A 13,710-nucleotide genomic window follows, 5' to 3' on the forward strand; every position below is an offset into this window, starting at 1 on the left:
GGATGAGCGAACGGCGCGGCCCACCGCCGCGCCGCCTCACCCTTGTTTTTCAAACCGGGGCGCCTGTGCTGTCGCAGCACAGGCGCCACCGGCATTTGCCCGATTTCCGCGCCGCAGCGTTGCAGCGCCACTTTGCCAGGTCGAACCACCATGCCCAGAAACGCCACCCTGCTCAAACACATTCCGCGCGCCATTGCGCTTTTGCTGAGCGTTTCTGCCGCCGGCATGGCGGTGTCCGGGCCTTTCAGCCCCGACCACCAAGAGTTTGAAGCCAGCCTCTACGTGCCCTACCGGGCCGATGCCAAGGCGATTGCCGAGGCCCGCAGCTTCATCCTGAAATTTGAATATCCGCAAGTCGCGCTGGCCCAGACCGTGTCCTGGCGCCTGGAGCTGCTCGACCCGCAAGGCCAGGTGGCCCAGCGCTGGTATGGCGTCGAGACCCTGGTCCGCGGCGAAATCGAGGTCAAGGTCGACTGGGCCGGCCGTCAGAACGGCATCGCCGCAGCCGACGGCGTCTACCAGGTCCGCCTGACCGCCTCCTCAGTGGAAGCGCAGGAACTGCCCTCCGTGGGCGTGATGGCTGATTTTGTCGAAGCCAATCTGAGCGCCGCCGATGCGGAGCTGGTCGAGCAGACCTGGGACATGCAGGTCGGCTACGTCGCGCCGCCGAAGATGCCCGCCTTCAGCCCCTTGCAGACCAGCGCTTCCAAGGCCGCGGCTGCCAAGCAGGTCGGCAAGCTCGGTGGACAAGCGCTGGCCGCACCGGTCACCGGCGGCCTGCCCTACACCGTCTACCTGGGCAATCTGCACAGCCAGACCGGTCACAGCGACGGCGGCGGCCCGATCGGCAACTGCAGCGGCGAACAGCACCCGCAAGCCAATATGGGCCAGGGCCCGGCCCAGGCCTACCAGTACGCCATGGAGCGCGGCCTGGACATCCTGCTGACCTCCGAACACAACCATATGTTCGACGGCTCCACCAGCACCAACACCGGCCAGACCCCGGCCTATGCCAAGGACCTGTACAAGGCCGGCCTGGCCGCGGCGCGCAACTTCAATGCCGCCAACCCCAAGTTCCTTGGCGTCTACGGCATGGAATGGGGCACCATCAGTGGCGGCGGCCACATGAACATCCTCAACTCGCCCGATCTGCTGGGCTGGGAGTACAACGCCAACGGCGAGCTGCTGGCCGATGTCTTCACCGAAAAGAACAACGCCGCCAAGCTCTACACCTTGATGGCTCAGCGCGGCCTGATCGGCCAGTTCAACCACCCGGCCAGCTCGGGCCAGTACCTGGTCAACGGTGTCGCCCTGGGCTACACGCCGGACGGCGAGCAAGCCATGGCCTTGTGCGAGGTGATGAACACGCCCGCCTTCTCCAACACCACGAACGAAAGCGACAACGGCAACAGCGGCTACGAAGGCGCATGCAAGAAGGCCCTGGAAGCCGGCTTCAAGATCGCCTTCACCACCAACCAGGACAACCACTGCGCCAACTGGGGTGCCTCGTCGATCAACCGCAACGGCATCCTGATCCCCAATGGCACGCCGCTGACCATGGACTCCTTCATGGAGGCCATCAAGGCCCGCCGCGTCTTCGCCACCATGGACAAGACTTCGCAGCTGGTGCTGACGGCCAACGGCCGTCTGATGGGCGAGACCTTCACCAACGCCGGCCCGCTGAACCTGGTCGCCAACTACGCACCGGGCGCCGGCAAGAGCGCCGCCACAGTCAAGATCTATGAAGGCGTGCCGCAGCGCAACGGCACCATCACCGAACTGTCCAGCAGCGCGGTCAACAACTTCACGCCCGCGGTCGGCAAGCACTTCTACTACGCCAAGGTCACCCAGAACGACGGCAAGATCCTTTGGTCGGCGCCGATCTGGGTCAACCAGGTGGTGGACAGCACGGCCCCGGTGGTCAGCGCCAGCGTCAGCGGCAGCAGCGGCACGCTGACCCTGAAGGCCGAAGCCAGCGACGACATTGGCGTCACGCGCGTCGACTTCCGGGTCGACGGCCAGCTCAAGGGCAGCGCCAGCAGCGCGCCCTACAGCCTGCAAATCGCCTCCAGCAGCCTCAGCAACGGCAGCCACAGCCTGAGCGTCCAGGCCGTGGACGCGGCCGGCAATGTCGGCAGCGCCAGCCCGGTGAACTTCAACGTCAGCAATGTGCTGGACGTGACCGCCAGCGTCAGCCTGCGCCAGTCCGGCCTGGTCTACAACCGCGTCACCCAGCTCTACAGCGGCAGCATCACCCTGAGCAACAGCAGCAACGCGGCCCTGGCTGGCCCGCTGCAGCTGGTGATCCAGGGCCTGCCGGCCGGCGTCACCCTGGCCAATGCCAGCGGCAGCCGCAATGGCCTGCCCTACATCAGCCTGAACGCTGCCAGCCTGCCCGCCGGCGCCCGCATCACCGTGCCGCTGAGCATCAGCAACCCCGGCAAGCTGGGCCTGAACTACAGCGCCCGCCTTTACTCCGGCAGCTTCTGATCTGCTGCACCCTCTTCAAGGACACTCCATGAACACGCCATTTTCTTTCCCCGCCCTGCAGCGCAGCGCACTCAGCCTGGCCCTGGCGGCCAGCGCTCTGTTCGCCGGTTCGGCCTGGGCCGACACACGCTTCCACGCCAGCATCAACACGGCCGCCTGGGCCGGCAACAGCGGCTGGCTGGACTTCCAGTTCAACCCCGGCCTGAACACGGCGCCCGGAGCCCTGGTCCAAATCAGCCATCTGAGCGGCAACTTCGGCAGCGAGTTCTTCCTGGACGGCCAAGCCGCCGGCAGCCTGGCTGCGGGCTTCAGCCTAGGCAATGGCAGTGCCTTCAACAGCCTGTTTCAGGCCGTCAGCCTGGGCGGTAGCTTCAGCTTTGACCTGACATTCAGCGGCGATGTCTTCAACACGCCAGGCCAGGTCGGCACGACCTTCAGCCTCGGCCTCCTGGCCGGCGACCAGCAAAGCTACCTCGGCAACCCCGACGGCGCGCTGTTCCAGATCGACCTGATGCCGGCCGACGCCGGCACGCCTGCTAGCACCACGCTGAGCCTGCTGGGCGGCCAAAGCATCGCCACGGTCAGCGCCGTGCCGGAACCGCAGAGCTATGCGCTGCTGCTGGCCGGCCTGGGCGTGGTCGGCTTGCTGGCGCGTCGCCAGCGCGCGGCTTAAGCCGGACCGGCTTCGGTCGGCCGCTCGTCACACCGAGCGGCCATCCAGGCCGCCACCGCCGCCCGCTGGGCCTCGCTGTAATGCAGGCCCAGCTTGGAGCGGCGCCACAGCACGGCCTCGGCATCAAGCGCCCATTCCTGCTCCCGCAGATAGTGCAGCTCGGCCTCGAACAGGCCTGGCGCCACTTCGGCACCCAACTCGGCAAGGCTGCGCGCTGCCCCCAGCAGCAGATCCACGCGCGAACCATAGGCTCGCGCCAGGCGCCGCGCCAGGGCCGGCGGCAGGTAGGCGTGGCGCGCCTGCAGCGCTTGCACAAAACGTTCGAAATCGCGGTCGGGGCGCTGCGGCGCACCAATCCACGCGGACAAATCGCCACCGGGCAGGCGGGCCGCAGCGGTCCAGGCCGGGCGCGCGTCCCCGAGCATTTCACCCAGCCGATCGGCAGCATCCTCGGCCAGCTTGCGGAAGGTGGTGATCTTGCCGCCCCAGACGCTGAGCAAGGGCGCACCATCACCATGGGTCTCTAGCAGATAGTCGCGCGTGACCGCGCTGGCGTCGCCCGAGGCATCGTCGAGCAGCGGCCGCACGCCGGCATAGCTCCACAGCACCTGGTCCGGACGCACCGGCTCCTTGAAGTAACGGCTGGCCTGCTCGCACAGGTAGGCGACTTCCTGCGCCTCGATCTCGGCCTTGGCAAAGCCGGAGATGGCGGCGTCGGGCAGCTCCACATCGGTGGTGCCGATCAAGGTGAACTCACCCTCGTAGGGAATGGCGAAGATGATGCGCCGGTCGGGGTTCTGAAAGATGTAGGCGTGGTCATGGTCAAAGCGGCGGCGCACGACGATGTGGCTGCCCTTGACCAGGCGCAGGCTTTTGGTCGCCAGAGGCTCGCCCGCGGCCGGCCGCGCCACCTGGCGCAGAAAGGTCTCGGCCCAAGGGCCTGCGGCATTGACCAGGGCGCGGGCGTGGACCTGACGCTCCAGGCCGCCCTCGCTCAGCGTCACACGCCAGCCACCGCCCTCGGCCGCGGTCTCGCGCTGCGCCGCCGTCACCGTGCAGCGGGTCCGGATCTCGGCCCCGCGGGCGCGCGCGTCCAAGGCGTTGAGCAGCACCAGGCGGGCGTCATCGACCCAGCCGTCGGAGTAGACGAAACCGCGCTCGAACTCAGGCTTGAGCGGCGCGCCCAGCGGGCTGCCGCGCAAGCGCAGGCCGCTGGAGCCCGGCAACCACTCGCGCCGAGCCAGATGGTCGTAGAGGAAGAGGCCGATGCGAATCATCCAGGCCGGCCGCATGGCTCGGTCATGCGGCATGACGAAGCGCAGCGGCCACATGATGTGCGGGGCGCTCTTGAGCAGCAGCTCGCGCTCCTGCAGCGCCTTGCGCACCAACGAAAACTCGTAGTACTCAAGGTAGCGCAGGCCGCCGTGAATGAGCTTGGTGCTCGACGATGAGGTGTGGGCAGCCAGGTCCGAGGCCTCGGCCAGCAGCACCCGCCAGCCCCGGCCCGCCAGATCGCGGGCGATGCCGGCGCCATTGATGCCGCCGCCGACCACCAGTACGTCAAAATGATCCATCCCCGGACTCTAAGCCAAGGGCTTGACGCCATGTCGTATTTGCTCGCTCTCGACCAGGGCACCTCCAGCTCGCGCGCCATCGTCTTCGAACGCAGCGGCCGCATCGTGGCCATGGCCCAGCAGGAATTTGCCCAGCATTTCCCCCAGCCCGGCTGGGTCGAGCACGATGCGCTGGAGATCTGGCAGAGCCAGCTGGCCACGGCGCAAGCCGCCCTGCGCCAAGCGGACTTGCGCGCCAGCGATATCGCCGCCGTCGGCATCACCAACCAGCGCGAGACCACCGTGCTCTGGGACCGCCGGACCGGCCAGCCCCTGCACCACGCCATCGTCTGGCAAGACCGCCGCACCGAGCCCTTCTGCGCCGAGCTGCGCGCGCAAGACCTGACCCCGATGGTGCGGGCCAAGACCGGCCTGCTGATCGACCCCTACTTTTCCGGCACCAAGCTCAAGTGGCTGCTCGACCACATCCCGGGCGCGCGCGCCCGGGCCGAGCGCGGCGAGCTGGCCTTCGGCACCATCGACAGCTGGCTGATCTGGAATCTCACGGCCGGCGACGTGCACGCCACCGATGTCAGCAATGCCGCGCGCACCCTGCTCTTCGATGTGCAGCGCAATCGTTGGGACGAGGAGTTGCTGGCCCTGATGGAGATTCCGCCTGCGCTGCTGCCCGAGGTGCGCCCGTCGAGTGGTGATTTCGGTCGCGTGGCAGCCCAGCACCTGGGCGGCGAGATCGCCATCGGCGGCGTCGCCGGCGACCAGCAGGCGGCCCTGTTCGGCCAGGCCTGCTTCCGGCCCGGCATGGCCAAGAACACCTACGGCACCGGCTGCTTCATGCTGATGCACACCGGCACGCAATTCCAGAGCTCGACCCATGGATTGATCAACACCAGCGCCGCCCAGACCACGGCGAGCCCTGAGTTCGCGCTCGAAGGCAGCGTCTTCGTCGGCGGTGCCGTGGTGCAGTGGCTGCGCGACGGACTGCAGATCATCCCGAACAGCGGCGCCGTGCAAAGCCTGGCCGAAAGCGTGCCCGATGCCGGCGGCGTGATGTTCGTGCCGGCCTTCACCGGTCTGGGCGCGCCCTATTGGCGGGCCGAGGCGCGCGGCGCCATCCTGGGCCTGAGCCGCGGCAGCACGCAGGCCCACATCGCCCGCGCCGCGGTCGAAAGCATCGCCTTCCAGAGCGCTGCCCTCTTGCAGGCCATGAGCCGCGACGCCCATGCCGCCGGCAGCGCCCCGCTGCAAGAGTTGCGCGTGGACGGTGGCGCCTGCGTCAACGACCTCTTGATGCAGTTCCAGGCCGATCTGCTGGGCATCGCCGTGGTGCGCCCGCGCGTGATCGAAACCACGGCCCTGGGCGCGGCCTATCTGGCCGGCCTGAGCTGCGGCGTCTATACCGGCCTGGATGAGCTCAGCGCCCAGTGGCAGGCCGAGCGGCGTTTCGAGCCCAGCGTTGACCGCAACCGCGCCGCCGCACGCATGGCCGAGTGGGACCACGCGGTGCGCCAGGTCACTGCGCCCTGAGCACCGTCTGGCCATGAAAAACCCCGCCGCGGCACGAGGCCGGGGCGGGGTCAGGGTCTAGCGCTGACGGTGCTTACTTGAACTGGTAGCTCAGGCTGCCGTACCAGAAGCGACCGCGCGGGTCAGTGAAGGACGCCGCATAACCAGCCGCATGCGAACCGTAGGACGAAGACGCGACATAAGGCGGCTCTTCGTCAAACGCATTGCGCACGCCCAGTCGCGCGGTCACGCCCTTGATGCCCTTGTAGGCGACCGACATATTGACGCGCTCACTGTTGCGGACCTGGTGCGGCTCGAAAACGCCAATATTGGCGCCCACCGAAGACGCGGACTCCAGCCAACCACGTGTGTAGACATGCTCCAGCGTCAGGCTGACATTGCTGTACTGCCATTCAGCGGTTGCCGTGTGCTGCCAGCGCGGCACGGGGGCCACGGTGCTGTCGCCGCCGGTGCCGGCGAAGTGACCGGTGGGGCCACCGGCGTACTTCTGTGCGTCGTACTTGATCACATAGGAGCCAGCGACGCCCAGATTCAGGCGGCCACCATCACCCAGGTTCAGACGGCCGCGCACATCCACGTCCACACCCGAGATGTTCAGATCGCCGAGGTTGTCGACCGGCGTCTCCACAAACAGGATGAACTTCTGCGCATTGCGCTTGACGCGGCTGCCGAAGCGCGAAAGCAAATCAGGCGTGGTCAGCAAGGTATCCGCAGCGATGACGCCGATCGTGTCCTTCTTCGTGATGTTGTAGTAATCCACAGCCATGGTGAGCGACTTGGACGGTTCAAAGACCACACCGGCCGAGAACTGACGGCTCTTCTCAGGCTTCAAGTTCGGGGCCGCAGAAGCCTTGATAGGCACTTGAGTGTTGCAACGGCCAGCCAACTCGGTCGGATCCGGGCAAGCTGGGTCTTCCACGCTGTCAGCGGTATTGCCGAAAGAAACGGGCGAGTTCACGTCCCACAGCGTCGGAGCGCGGAAGCCAGTACCAACGGCAGTACGAAGCACCAACTCTCGTGTGGGTTGGAAACGCACATTAGCGCGCGGGTTGAAAGTGGAACCGAAGTCGCTGTACTTGTCGAAGCGCGATGACAAGCCGAGTTCCCAGCCCTTGGCGAAAGGCAGAGACAGCTCAACAAATGCTGCCTTCAAATTGCGCGAGGCCTTGGTGGCGGGCACCGTGCCTTCGCCGCCAATGTGCTGGCCGGCAGCGTAGTCGGCATTGAGCGGCCGGTCATCGGCCTTCTCGTTGCGCAAGTCGATGCCTGCTGCCATCGCCATATTGCCACCCGCCATGGGCATCAACTCCTTGTTGACCTTGAAGTCAAAGGCGGTGGTGGTGCTGGTCGACTGGCGCATCTTGCCCTCCATCGCGGCCGAGGCCCAGAGCGCATCGTGTGTGGCATCGCCGGGACCGAAGGGGTTCAGGTTGCCGGTGGCAATTGCCTTCAGAAAACGAGCTTCATGGATGTAGCCCTTGTAGTCCAGCAGGCCTTCGGCACGGGCCACATTGATGGCGGTGTCGTAGTCCCAGCCGGCGAGCATGCCGGTGGAGCCGAAGACAAAACGCTTCTGGGTGTTGGTGTTGTCGCTGATGCGGTTGCCGGCCGGGATGGCGCGCAAGGCAATGCCGGCCATGCCGGTGGCGGGCACCTCATAGCCCAGCTTGGTCAGCAGCTCACGCGGGTAGTACTTGCTGGTCACCGGCATCAGCACCGGCTCGAAAGCAAACTTCTCAGCGTTGAAGGGGCCAAAGCCTTCGCGGATCGGGGTCGGGGCGACGCGGCCGATGCCTTGGTTGCGCCCAAACGAGCCTTCGACGAAGAGCTGGTGATCCTTGGCGGCGTTGAAGGTCACGCGACCGAACACATCGGCCTTGTCTTGGTCAGGCAGGTTGTCCAGGGTGGCCGCAAAGATGAAGCGGCAGGTGCGGCGCTCCAGACCGTTGGGCGAGGGGCCGCGCACGACGATGAAGGAGGTCGGTTCACCGCAGGGGGTGAAGCGCGGGTCGGCCGGGTACTCCGGATAGGCACCGGGGCCGATCAGGCCTTCGATATAGCCCGGGAACGGGGCGCTGGACGAGGGCTTGTCGGAACCCGGCACTTCGTCGACGCCGCGGTTGTAGAAGCCCTGGTCGATGGCGCGCAGGCGGGTGTTCTTCTGGACGTTGGCGGTCAGCAGCACATTGAAGCCATTGCTGGCGATGTCGCCAAAGCCCACGGCCAGGGTGGCGCCCTTTTCCGCGCCGCCGATGCCGGCTTCGGTATTGCCGTAGCGCACCGAAACCTCACCGTTGCGGTAGTCCTTGCGGGTGATGAAATTGATCACGCCGGCAACCGCGTCGCTTCCATACACCGCTGAAGCGCCATCACGCAGCACTTCGATCTTCTCGATGGCAGCAAACGGAATGCTATTCAGATCAACCGATGCGGCGCCGCCGATGCTACCGAACGGGTGGTTAGCCAAGCGGCGGCCGTTCAGCAAGACCAGGGTGGAGTTCGCACCCATACCGCGCAAATTGGCGTTCGAAGTGCCATAACCGGTGCCTTGACCGGTGTCAGACAGCATGGCGGAGTTGGCCGAGACGCGCTTGAGCAGCTCCTCGGTGTTGGTGGCGCCGCTGGCCTCAATCTGGGCTCGTGTGACCACGGTCACCGGCAGCGCCGTTTCAGAATCCAGGCGCTTGATCGAGGAACCGGTGATGGAGACACGTTCCAGGGTTTCCTGCGCCATGGCAGGCGCCATCAAGCTCAGTCCGCCGGCATAAACCAATGCCAAAGCGGTACACAAGCGTTTTTTCTTCAACATACAACACTCCTTCTTTGTTCGAATCATGTGCAGTGGGCTTGGGCCGTCAGCCAAGCTGTCGACGCAAGCCGCAAGGCCTCACGCGGATGGTGGGGTGGCAGGATTCTTCCCTTCGGTCCAGCCCGGTCGTGCGGGGGCAAACCCTTCGAGTTGCCTTTTCGCATCGCCTCACATCAGGGGGAGTGACTTTCCACACATGACAAGTGCATCGATGCGGCCTACCCGATCGCAGGCCTCGATTCCAAGCTGGCGGTGGACTCAGCCCGGCGGGTGGCCGTTCTGCTGGCGCCAGGCCTGGATGCCGGCGACCAGGGGGCCGAGTTCCCGGCTCAGGGCCAGCAAGACTTCGGGCAATTGGGCCGGCTCACCGCTTGGCCCGCTCGCCTGCTCCAAAGCCGCGGCCCGCTCGGCCAGGCGGACCAAGCCCAGATTACCGGCCAGGCCTTTGAGTCGGTGGGCGGCACTGCCCAGAGTCGCCGGGCCGCTGATGCGCGCCTCCTCGAACAGCGACTGATGCTGGGCATATTGCTTGGCAAAGGTGCCGAGCAATTTGGACAGCAGCTCATGGCGGCCGGCGCAACGCGTCAATGCGGCCTCGAAGTCGGTGCCGGGCAGCTCCGGCCAGGTGCTGTGGGCCGGAGCTTCAACCGGGCTTTCGACGGCCGCCCGCACCAGCGGCGCTTCGCCACCCGGGGCCGCCGCAGCGCCCCGGCGCGGCATTTCAGCCGTCAGGCTCAGCAAGGTGCGGATCAACTCAGCCTGGTCGATCGGCTTGCTGATATGAGCCACCATGCCGGCGGCCAGACAGCGTTGGCGTTCCTCGGCCAGCGCATGGGCGGTCAGCGCCACCACCGGCAGTTGCGGCGCCAGTTGGTGCAGACGGCGGGTGGTCTCGTAGCCGTCCATATCGGGCATCTGCACATCCATCAACACCAGGTCGATGCCGGACGGGCCGGCTTCGCGCAGACGGGCAATCGCCTGGGCACCGCTGTCGGCGCTGAGCACATCGGCGCCGGCCACGGTCAGCATGTCCTGCAGGATCTCCCGGTTGATGTCGACATCGTCGGTGATCAGCAGACGCAAGCCCTGCAGGCTGGCGCCGGCGGCGGCCTGCGGCGCATCCAGGCGCGCGGCCGGCACCGTGGCGCCGACCGGCAGCAGGGCCGGGTCCACGCGCTGCAAGGGCAGGCGCAGGGTGAAGCAGGAGCCACGACCGAGCACGCTGTCCACCTCGATCTCGCCGCCCATGGCGCGCGCCAGCTGGCTGCTGATGCTCAGGCCCAGGCCGGTGCCGCCGAATTGGCGCGTGGTCGAGCTGTCGGCCTGCTCAAAGGCGCGGAAGATGCGCGCCTGCTGCTCGGGCGCAATGCCCAAGCCGGTGTCGCTGACGGACAGGCGCAGCCAGTCCTGCTGCGCTTCCAGCGCCAGCGTGACCCGACCTTTGTCGGTGAACTTGATGGCATTGGCCAACAAATTGACCAGGATCTGGGTGACGCGCAGCGAGTCCAAAGCCACCCAGTCAAAGCTGCACTTGTATTCCATGCGCAAACGCAAGTTCTTGGCGTCGGCGCGCTCGGACACCAGGTCGATCACCTCCTTGGCCAGGTGCACCAGATTGCAGGGCAGGCTTTCAATGTCGAGCTTGCCGCTCTCGACCTTGGAGTAATCCAGGATGTCATTGATCACGCCCAGCAAATGACGGCCCGAGCGGACGATGCGCTCAAAGCCATTGCGGCTGGCCAGCGGGTCGCTGCTGCGGCTGACGCCCAGCTGGGCCAGGCCCAGCACGGCATTGAGCGGCGTGCGGATCTCGTGGCTCATATTGGCCAGGAAATCGCTCTTGGCGCGCGCCAGGCGCTCAGCCTCGTCCTTGGCCAGGCTGAGCTCGCGCTGCAAGCGCTTGAGCGAGGTGACATCGGTGCCCAAGTTCAGGATGCCGTAATGCTGCTTGCGCGCATCGACCAAGACCACCATGGTCAGCAAATAGTCGTGCGGGCCGTCCTTGGGATGCTGGATCTGCCGCTCGCTGCTCAGGCTGAGGCTGCCGGCCAGCAGCTGGGCATCGCTTTCGGCAATCTCGGCGGCCACCTCGGGCGCAAACAATTCGGCCGGCGTGCGGCTGAGCACCTGCTCGCGACTGAAGCCGCTGGCCAGCTCGAAGGCCCGGTTGACCAAGGTGTAATGGCCGGCGATATCGCGAATGCTCAGCGTGATGGGCAGGGCTTCGAGGATGTCCTGCATGCGCTGCTTTTCGGCCTGCAGCTCGGCGGTGCGCAGGCGCACATCGTCTTCCAGACGGCCCTGCTGCACCCGCAGCTCGGCTTCGGCACGCACCCGGGCGGTGATGTCGTGACCGAAGAGCACCACACAGGGCTGGCCGGCCAGCTGCATGCGGTCCATCTTCATGTCCCACCAGATCGGCTCGCCGTCGCGCCGGCGGGACTGCCACTCGAAGTACTGGGGGCCCTCGTTCAGCGTCCGTTGGACCCAAACCATCAGGGCCGCTTTCGAATACAGGCCGCCTGGGTGCATCAGGGCGGTATCCAGGTCGGTGGCGCGCTCGCAGCCGTATTTCTCCAGCGTCTGGGCATTGGCGAAACGCAAGGCGCCGCTGTCCCCTTCAAGGATCTGGATGCTGGTCAGCGAGCTGTCCAGCAGCATGCGCAGGCGCTCTTCGCTTTCGCGCAGCTCATGGGCCACTTTTTGCTGCGCGCGCACGGTGTCGGCCAGCAAGCGGCGTGAGCCCTCGAGCGAATGGGTGACCTCCCAGAACAGGGTGCCATAACGCAGCACCAACCAACCGATCAAACCCGCCGACACGCTGAAGACCACGGCATAGCTGGCCAGCGGTGGCGTGTTGCTGGCGTTCAGACCCGGAATCACGCCGATCCGCTCCAGCAACCACAGCGTGAGATAGCCCAGAACCGCAGCCAGCGTGCCGCGCACGGCGGCCTTGGCGCCGACCATCATGCCCAGCACCACCACCAAGGCGAGCGCGCCGGACATGCCGGACGAGCGCACACCATTGCCATACCAAGCGGCAGCACCAAACAGCACCAGCAGCAAGGCGCTGCTGAAGAAGGCCGCCGCCAGCCGGGCGCCCCAGCGCAGGGCAAACATCAGCGAGCACAGGCAGATCAACAGCACCGCCGAGCTGGTACCGATGCGCGTCAAGCGCATCGACCAAGGCAGCGAGGTCTCGCTCAGTGTGCTGGCAATCTGCGCCAGCGCGCCCAGCATCACCAGGGCCAGAAAGACCCGGGCATTGCGCGCCATGACCGCGTCCAGCCGCGACTTGAAACCCTGCAAGGACTGCTGTTGCGCCGCATCCAGCGGTGGCTCGATGGCGGAAGGCTCGTCAAAAGCCTCGGTCGTGCGAGCGTTGGAAGGCGCGAACATGGGGGCGATGGTCAGCGCAAGCCCGGCCCTGGCTCAGGCGGAGTGCTGGCTGAGCTTGTGGATCACCCGCCCCAGGAATTTCTCGACCTCCTGGCTCTTGCCCAGGGCGCCCATGGCCGCCTCCAGATGCTGCTTGATGATGCTGCTCAGGTGGTCCTCCTGCGACTGGCTCAGGCCGAGGTGCAGAAAGCTGTTCTCGACTTCGGCGTTGAGGCTGTCGAAGACCTGCTTGACCTCCTGGCGCTGCGCCTGGTTGCGGGCCGAGATGTCGGTCAACGCGTCACGCGTCATGCTGACGAGGTAGCGCACATCGGCCAGGTCCTTGGTGGCCACGACCGCCTCCAGGGCGCCGACCCGCTGCACCGCGCCCTCGACCAGCAGCGCAACATTGTCGATCGCCCGGCCCATGCGATCGGACTCGGCGCGGTCCATATCGGCGCCGCGGTCCATGCGCAGATCGCGCACGAACAGCACCACCCGTCCATAGGTAAAACCGGTGTGAGGTCCGAACGGGCGGATGCGCTGACCCTCGGTCTGACTCTGCAGATGATCGAGGATGGAATTCTCCAGCGCGCTGCAGGGGCCCTTGGCATTGCCGGAGTAGACCTCGCTGCCGCCACGGATGCGCACACAGCCGTCCAAGGCGTAGCGCTGCAAGGCCTCGATCATGGCGCGCGCCACCGCCTCGTAGCTGTCGCAACCCACCAACTGGCGCTGGAACTCCAGCACCACGCCGGCCTCGCCCACCATATCGGCGGAGGACAGCACGGCATTCATCACCTCGTCGAGCTGGCCGCTCAGCTCGCGCTGGCGGTCGCGGTGGGCCAGCACCAGATTGATCTTGGCCAGCAGTTCGGGCGCATCGAAAGGCTTGGACAGGTAGTCGGCACCGCCGGCCGCGTAGCCTTGCAGGCGCTCCTCGATGCTGGTGCGCGCGGAATGGAAGATCACCGGGATCTCGCTGCTGGCGCCACCGGCCTTGATCTGGCGGCAGGTCTCGTAGCCGTCCATCTCGGGCATGTCGACATCGAGCACCACCAGATCGGGTGGGTCACTCTGGCAGCGGGCCAGGGCCTCGACCCCGCTGGTCACTTGGCTCACCTGGAAGTCGCCTTCCAGCGTGGCCTCCAACATTTGCAAGGTCAGCTCGTCGTCATCGACCAGCAAGACATGAGAACGCACCGTCATATTGCTTGACTCCCCTGGCGATCATGCTCGTTCGAAGGTGGTTCAGACACCCC

Annotated in this window: 7 protein-coding genes; 3 read left to right on the top strand and 4 right to left on the bottom strand. The window is 66.3% G+C overall.

All coding sequences use genetic code 11. The features are described from left to right. Nucleotides 1-150 precede the first annotated feature (150 nt). A complete protein-coding gene (locus ACQY39_RS01465; protein ID WP_428503128.1) occupies nt 151-2,490 on the top strand; it encodes a CehA/McbA family metallohydrolase in 2,340 nt (779 codons plus the stop codon). Between the two features lie 28 nt (nt 2,491-2,518). After that, entirely contained in the window at nt 2,519-3,163 is a 645-nt protein-coding gene (locus ACQY39_RS01470) for an NF038129 family PEP-CTERM protein (protein ID WP_428503129.1), read from the top strand. On the opposite strand, the gene glpD is transcribed toward ACQY39_RS01470, so the two are convergent. Next, nucleotides 3,160-4,737, bottom strand: a complete 1,578-nt coding sequence (gene glpD, locus ACQY39_RS01475; protein ID WP_428503130.1) for a glycerol-3-phosphate dehydrogenase — start codon at nt 4,735-4,737, stop codon at nt 3,160-3,162. The two genes, ACQY39_RS01470 and glpD, sit on opposite strands and share 4 nt — an antisense overlap. A 30-nt stretch (nt 4,738-4,767) precedes the next feature. Here glpD and glpK point away from each other — a divergent pair, with 30 nt between their 5' ends. After that, nucleotides 4,768-6,261 carry a glycerol kinase GlpK gene (gene glpK, locus ACQY39_RS01480; RefSeq protein WP_428503131.1) on the top strand — a complete coding sequence of 498 codons (1,494 nt, stop codon included), beginning with the start codon at nt 4,768-4,770 and terminating at the stop codon, nt 6,259-6,261. Between the two features lie 73 nt (nt 6,262-6,334). On the opposite strand, the gene ACQY39_RS01485 is transcribed toward glpK, so the two are convergent. The 3 genes from ACQY39_RS01485 to ACQY39_RS01495 form a co-directional block, all read right to left on the bottom strand. Next, nucleotides 6,335-9,070: a TonB-dependent receptor gene (locus tag ACQY39_RS01485; RefSeq protein WP_428503132.1), complete on the bottom strand. Its 2,736-nt coding sequence runs from the start codon at nt 9,068-9,070 to the stop codon at nt 6,335-6,337. Between the two features lie 258 nt (nt 9,071-9,328). Beyond that, the gene (locus ACQY39_RS01490) at nt 9,329-12,469 is read right to left on the bottom strand and encodes an ATP-binding protein (RefSeq protein WP_428503133.1); all 3,141 of its coding nucleotides are present in this window, start codon (nt 12,467-12,469) and stop codon (nt 9,329-9,331) included. Nucleotides 12,470-12,502: 33 nt separating this feature from the next. Then, complete coding sequence (locus ACQY39_RS01495) at nt 12,503-13,657, bottom strand: response regulator (protein WP_428503134.1); 1,155 nt, start codon at nt 13,655-13,657, stop codon at nt 12,503-12,505. Nucleotides 13,658-13,710: the final 53 nt, after the last annotated feature.

Source organism: Roseateles sp., from assembly GCF_965262435.1.
Classification (GTDB): Bacteria; Pseudomonadota; Gammaproteobacteria; order Burkholderiales; family Burkholderiaceae_C; genus Paucibacter_A.

Excerpts from the sequence above, each read along its gene's own strand:
- ACQY39_RS01470 (WP_428503129.1), top strand. The coding sequence starts at position 2,519 with ATGAACACGCCATTTTCTTTCCCCGCCCTGCAGCGCAGCGCACTCAGC.
- ACQY39_RS01490 (WP_428503133.1), bottom strand. The coding sequence starts at position 12,469 with ATGTTCGCGCCTTCCAACGCTCGCACGACCGAGGCTTTTGACGAGCCT.
- glpD (WP_428503130.1), bottom strand. The coding sequence starts at position 4,737 with ATGGATCATTTTGACGTACTGGTGGTCGGCGGCGGCATCAATGGCGCC.
- ACQY39_RS01465 (WP_428503128.1), top strand. The coding sequence starts at position 151 with ATGCCCAGAAACGCCACCCTGCTCAAACACATTCCGCGCGCCATTGCG.
- glpK (WP_428503131.1), top strand. The coding sequence starts at position 4,768 with ATGTCGTATTTGCTCGCTCTCGACCAGGGCACCTCCAGCTCGCGCGCC.
- ACQY39_RS01495 (WP_428503134.1), bottom strand. The coding sequence starts at position 13,657 with ATGACGGTGCGTTCTCATGTCTTGCTGGTCGATGACGACGAGCTGACC.
- ACQY39_RS01485 (WP_428503132.1), bottom strand. The coding sequence starts at position 9,070 with ATGTTGAAGAAAAAACGCTTGTGTACCGCTTTGGCATTGGTTTATGCC.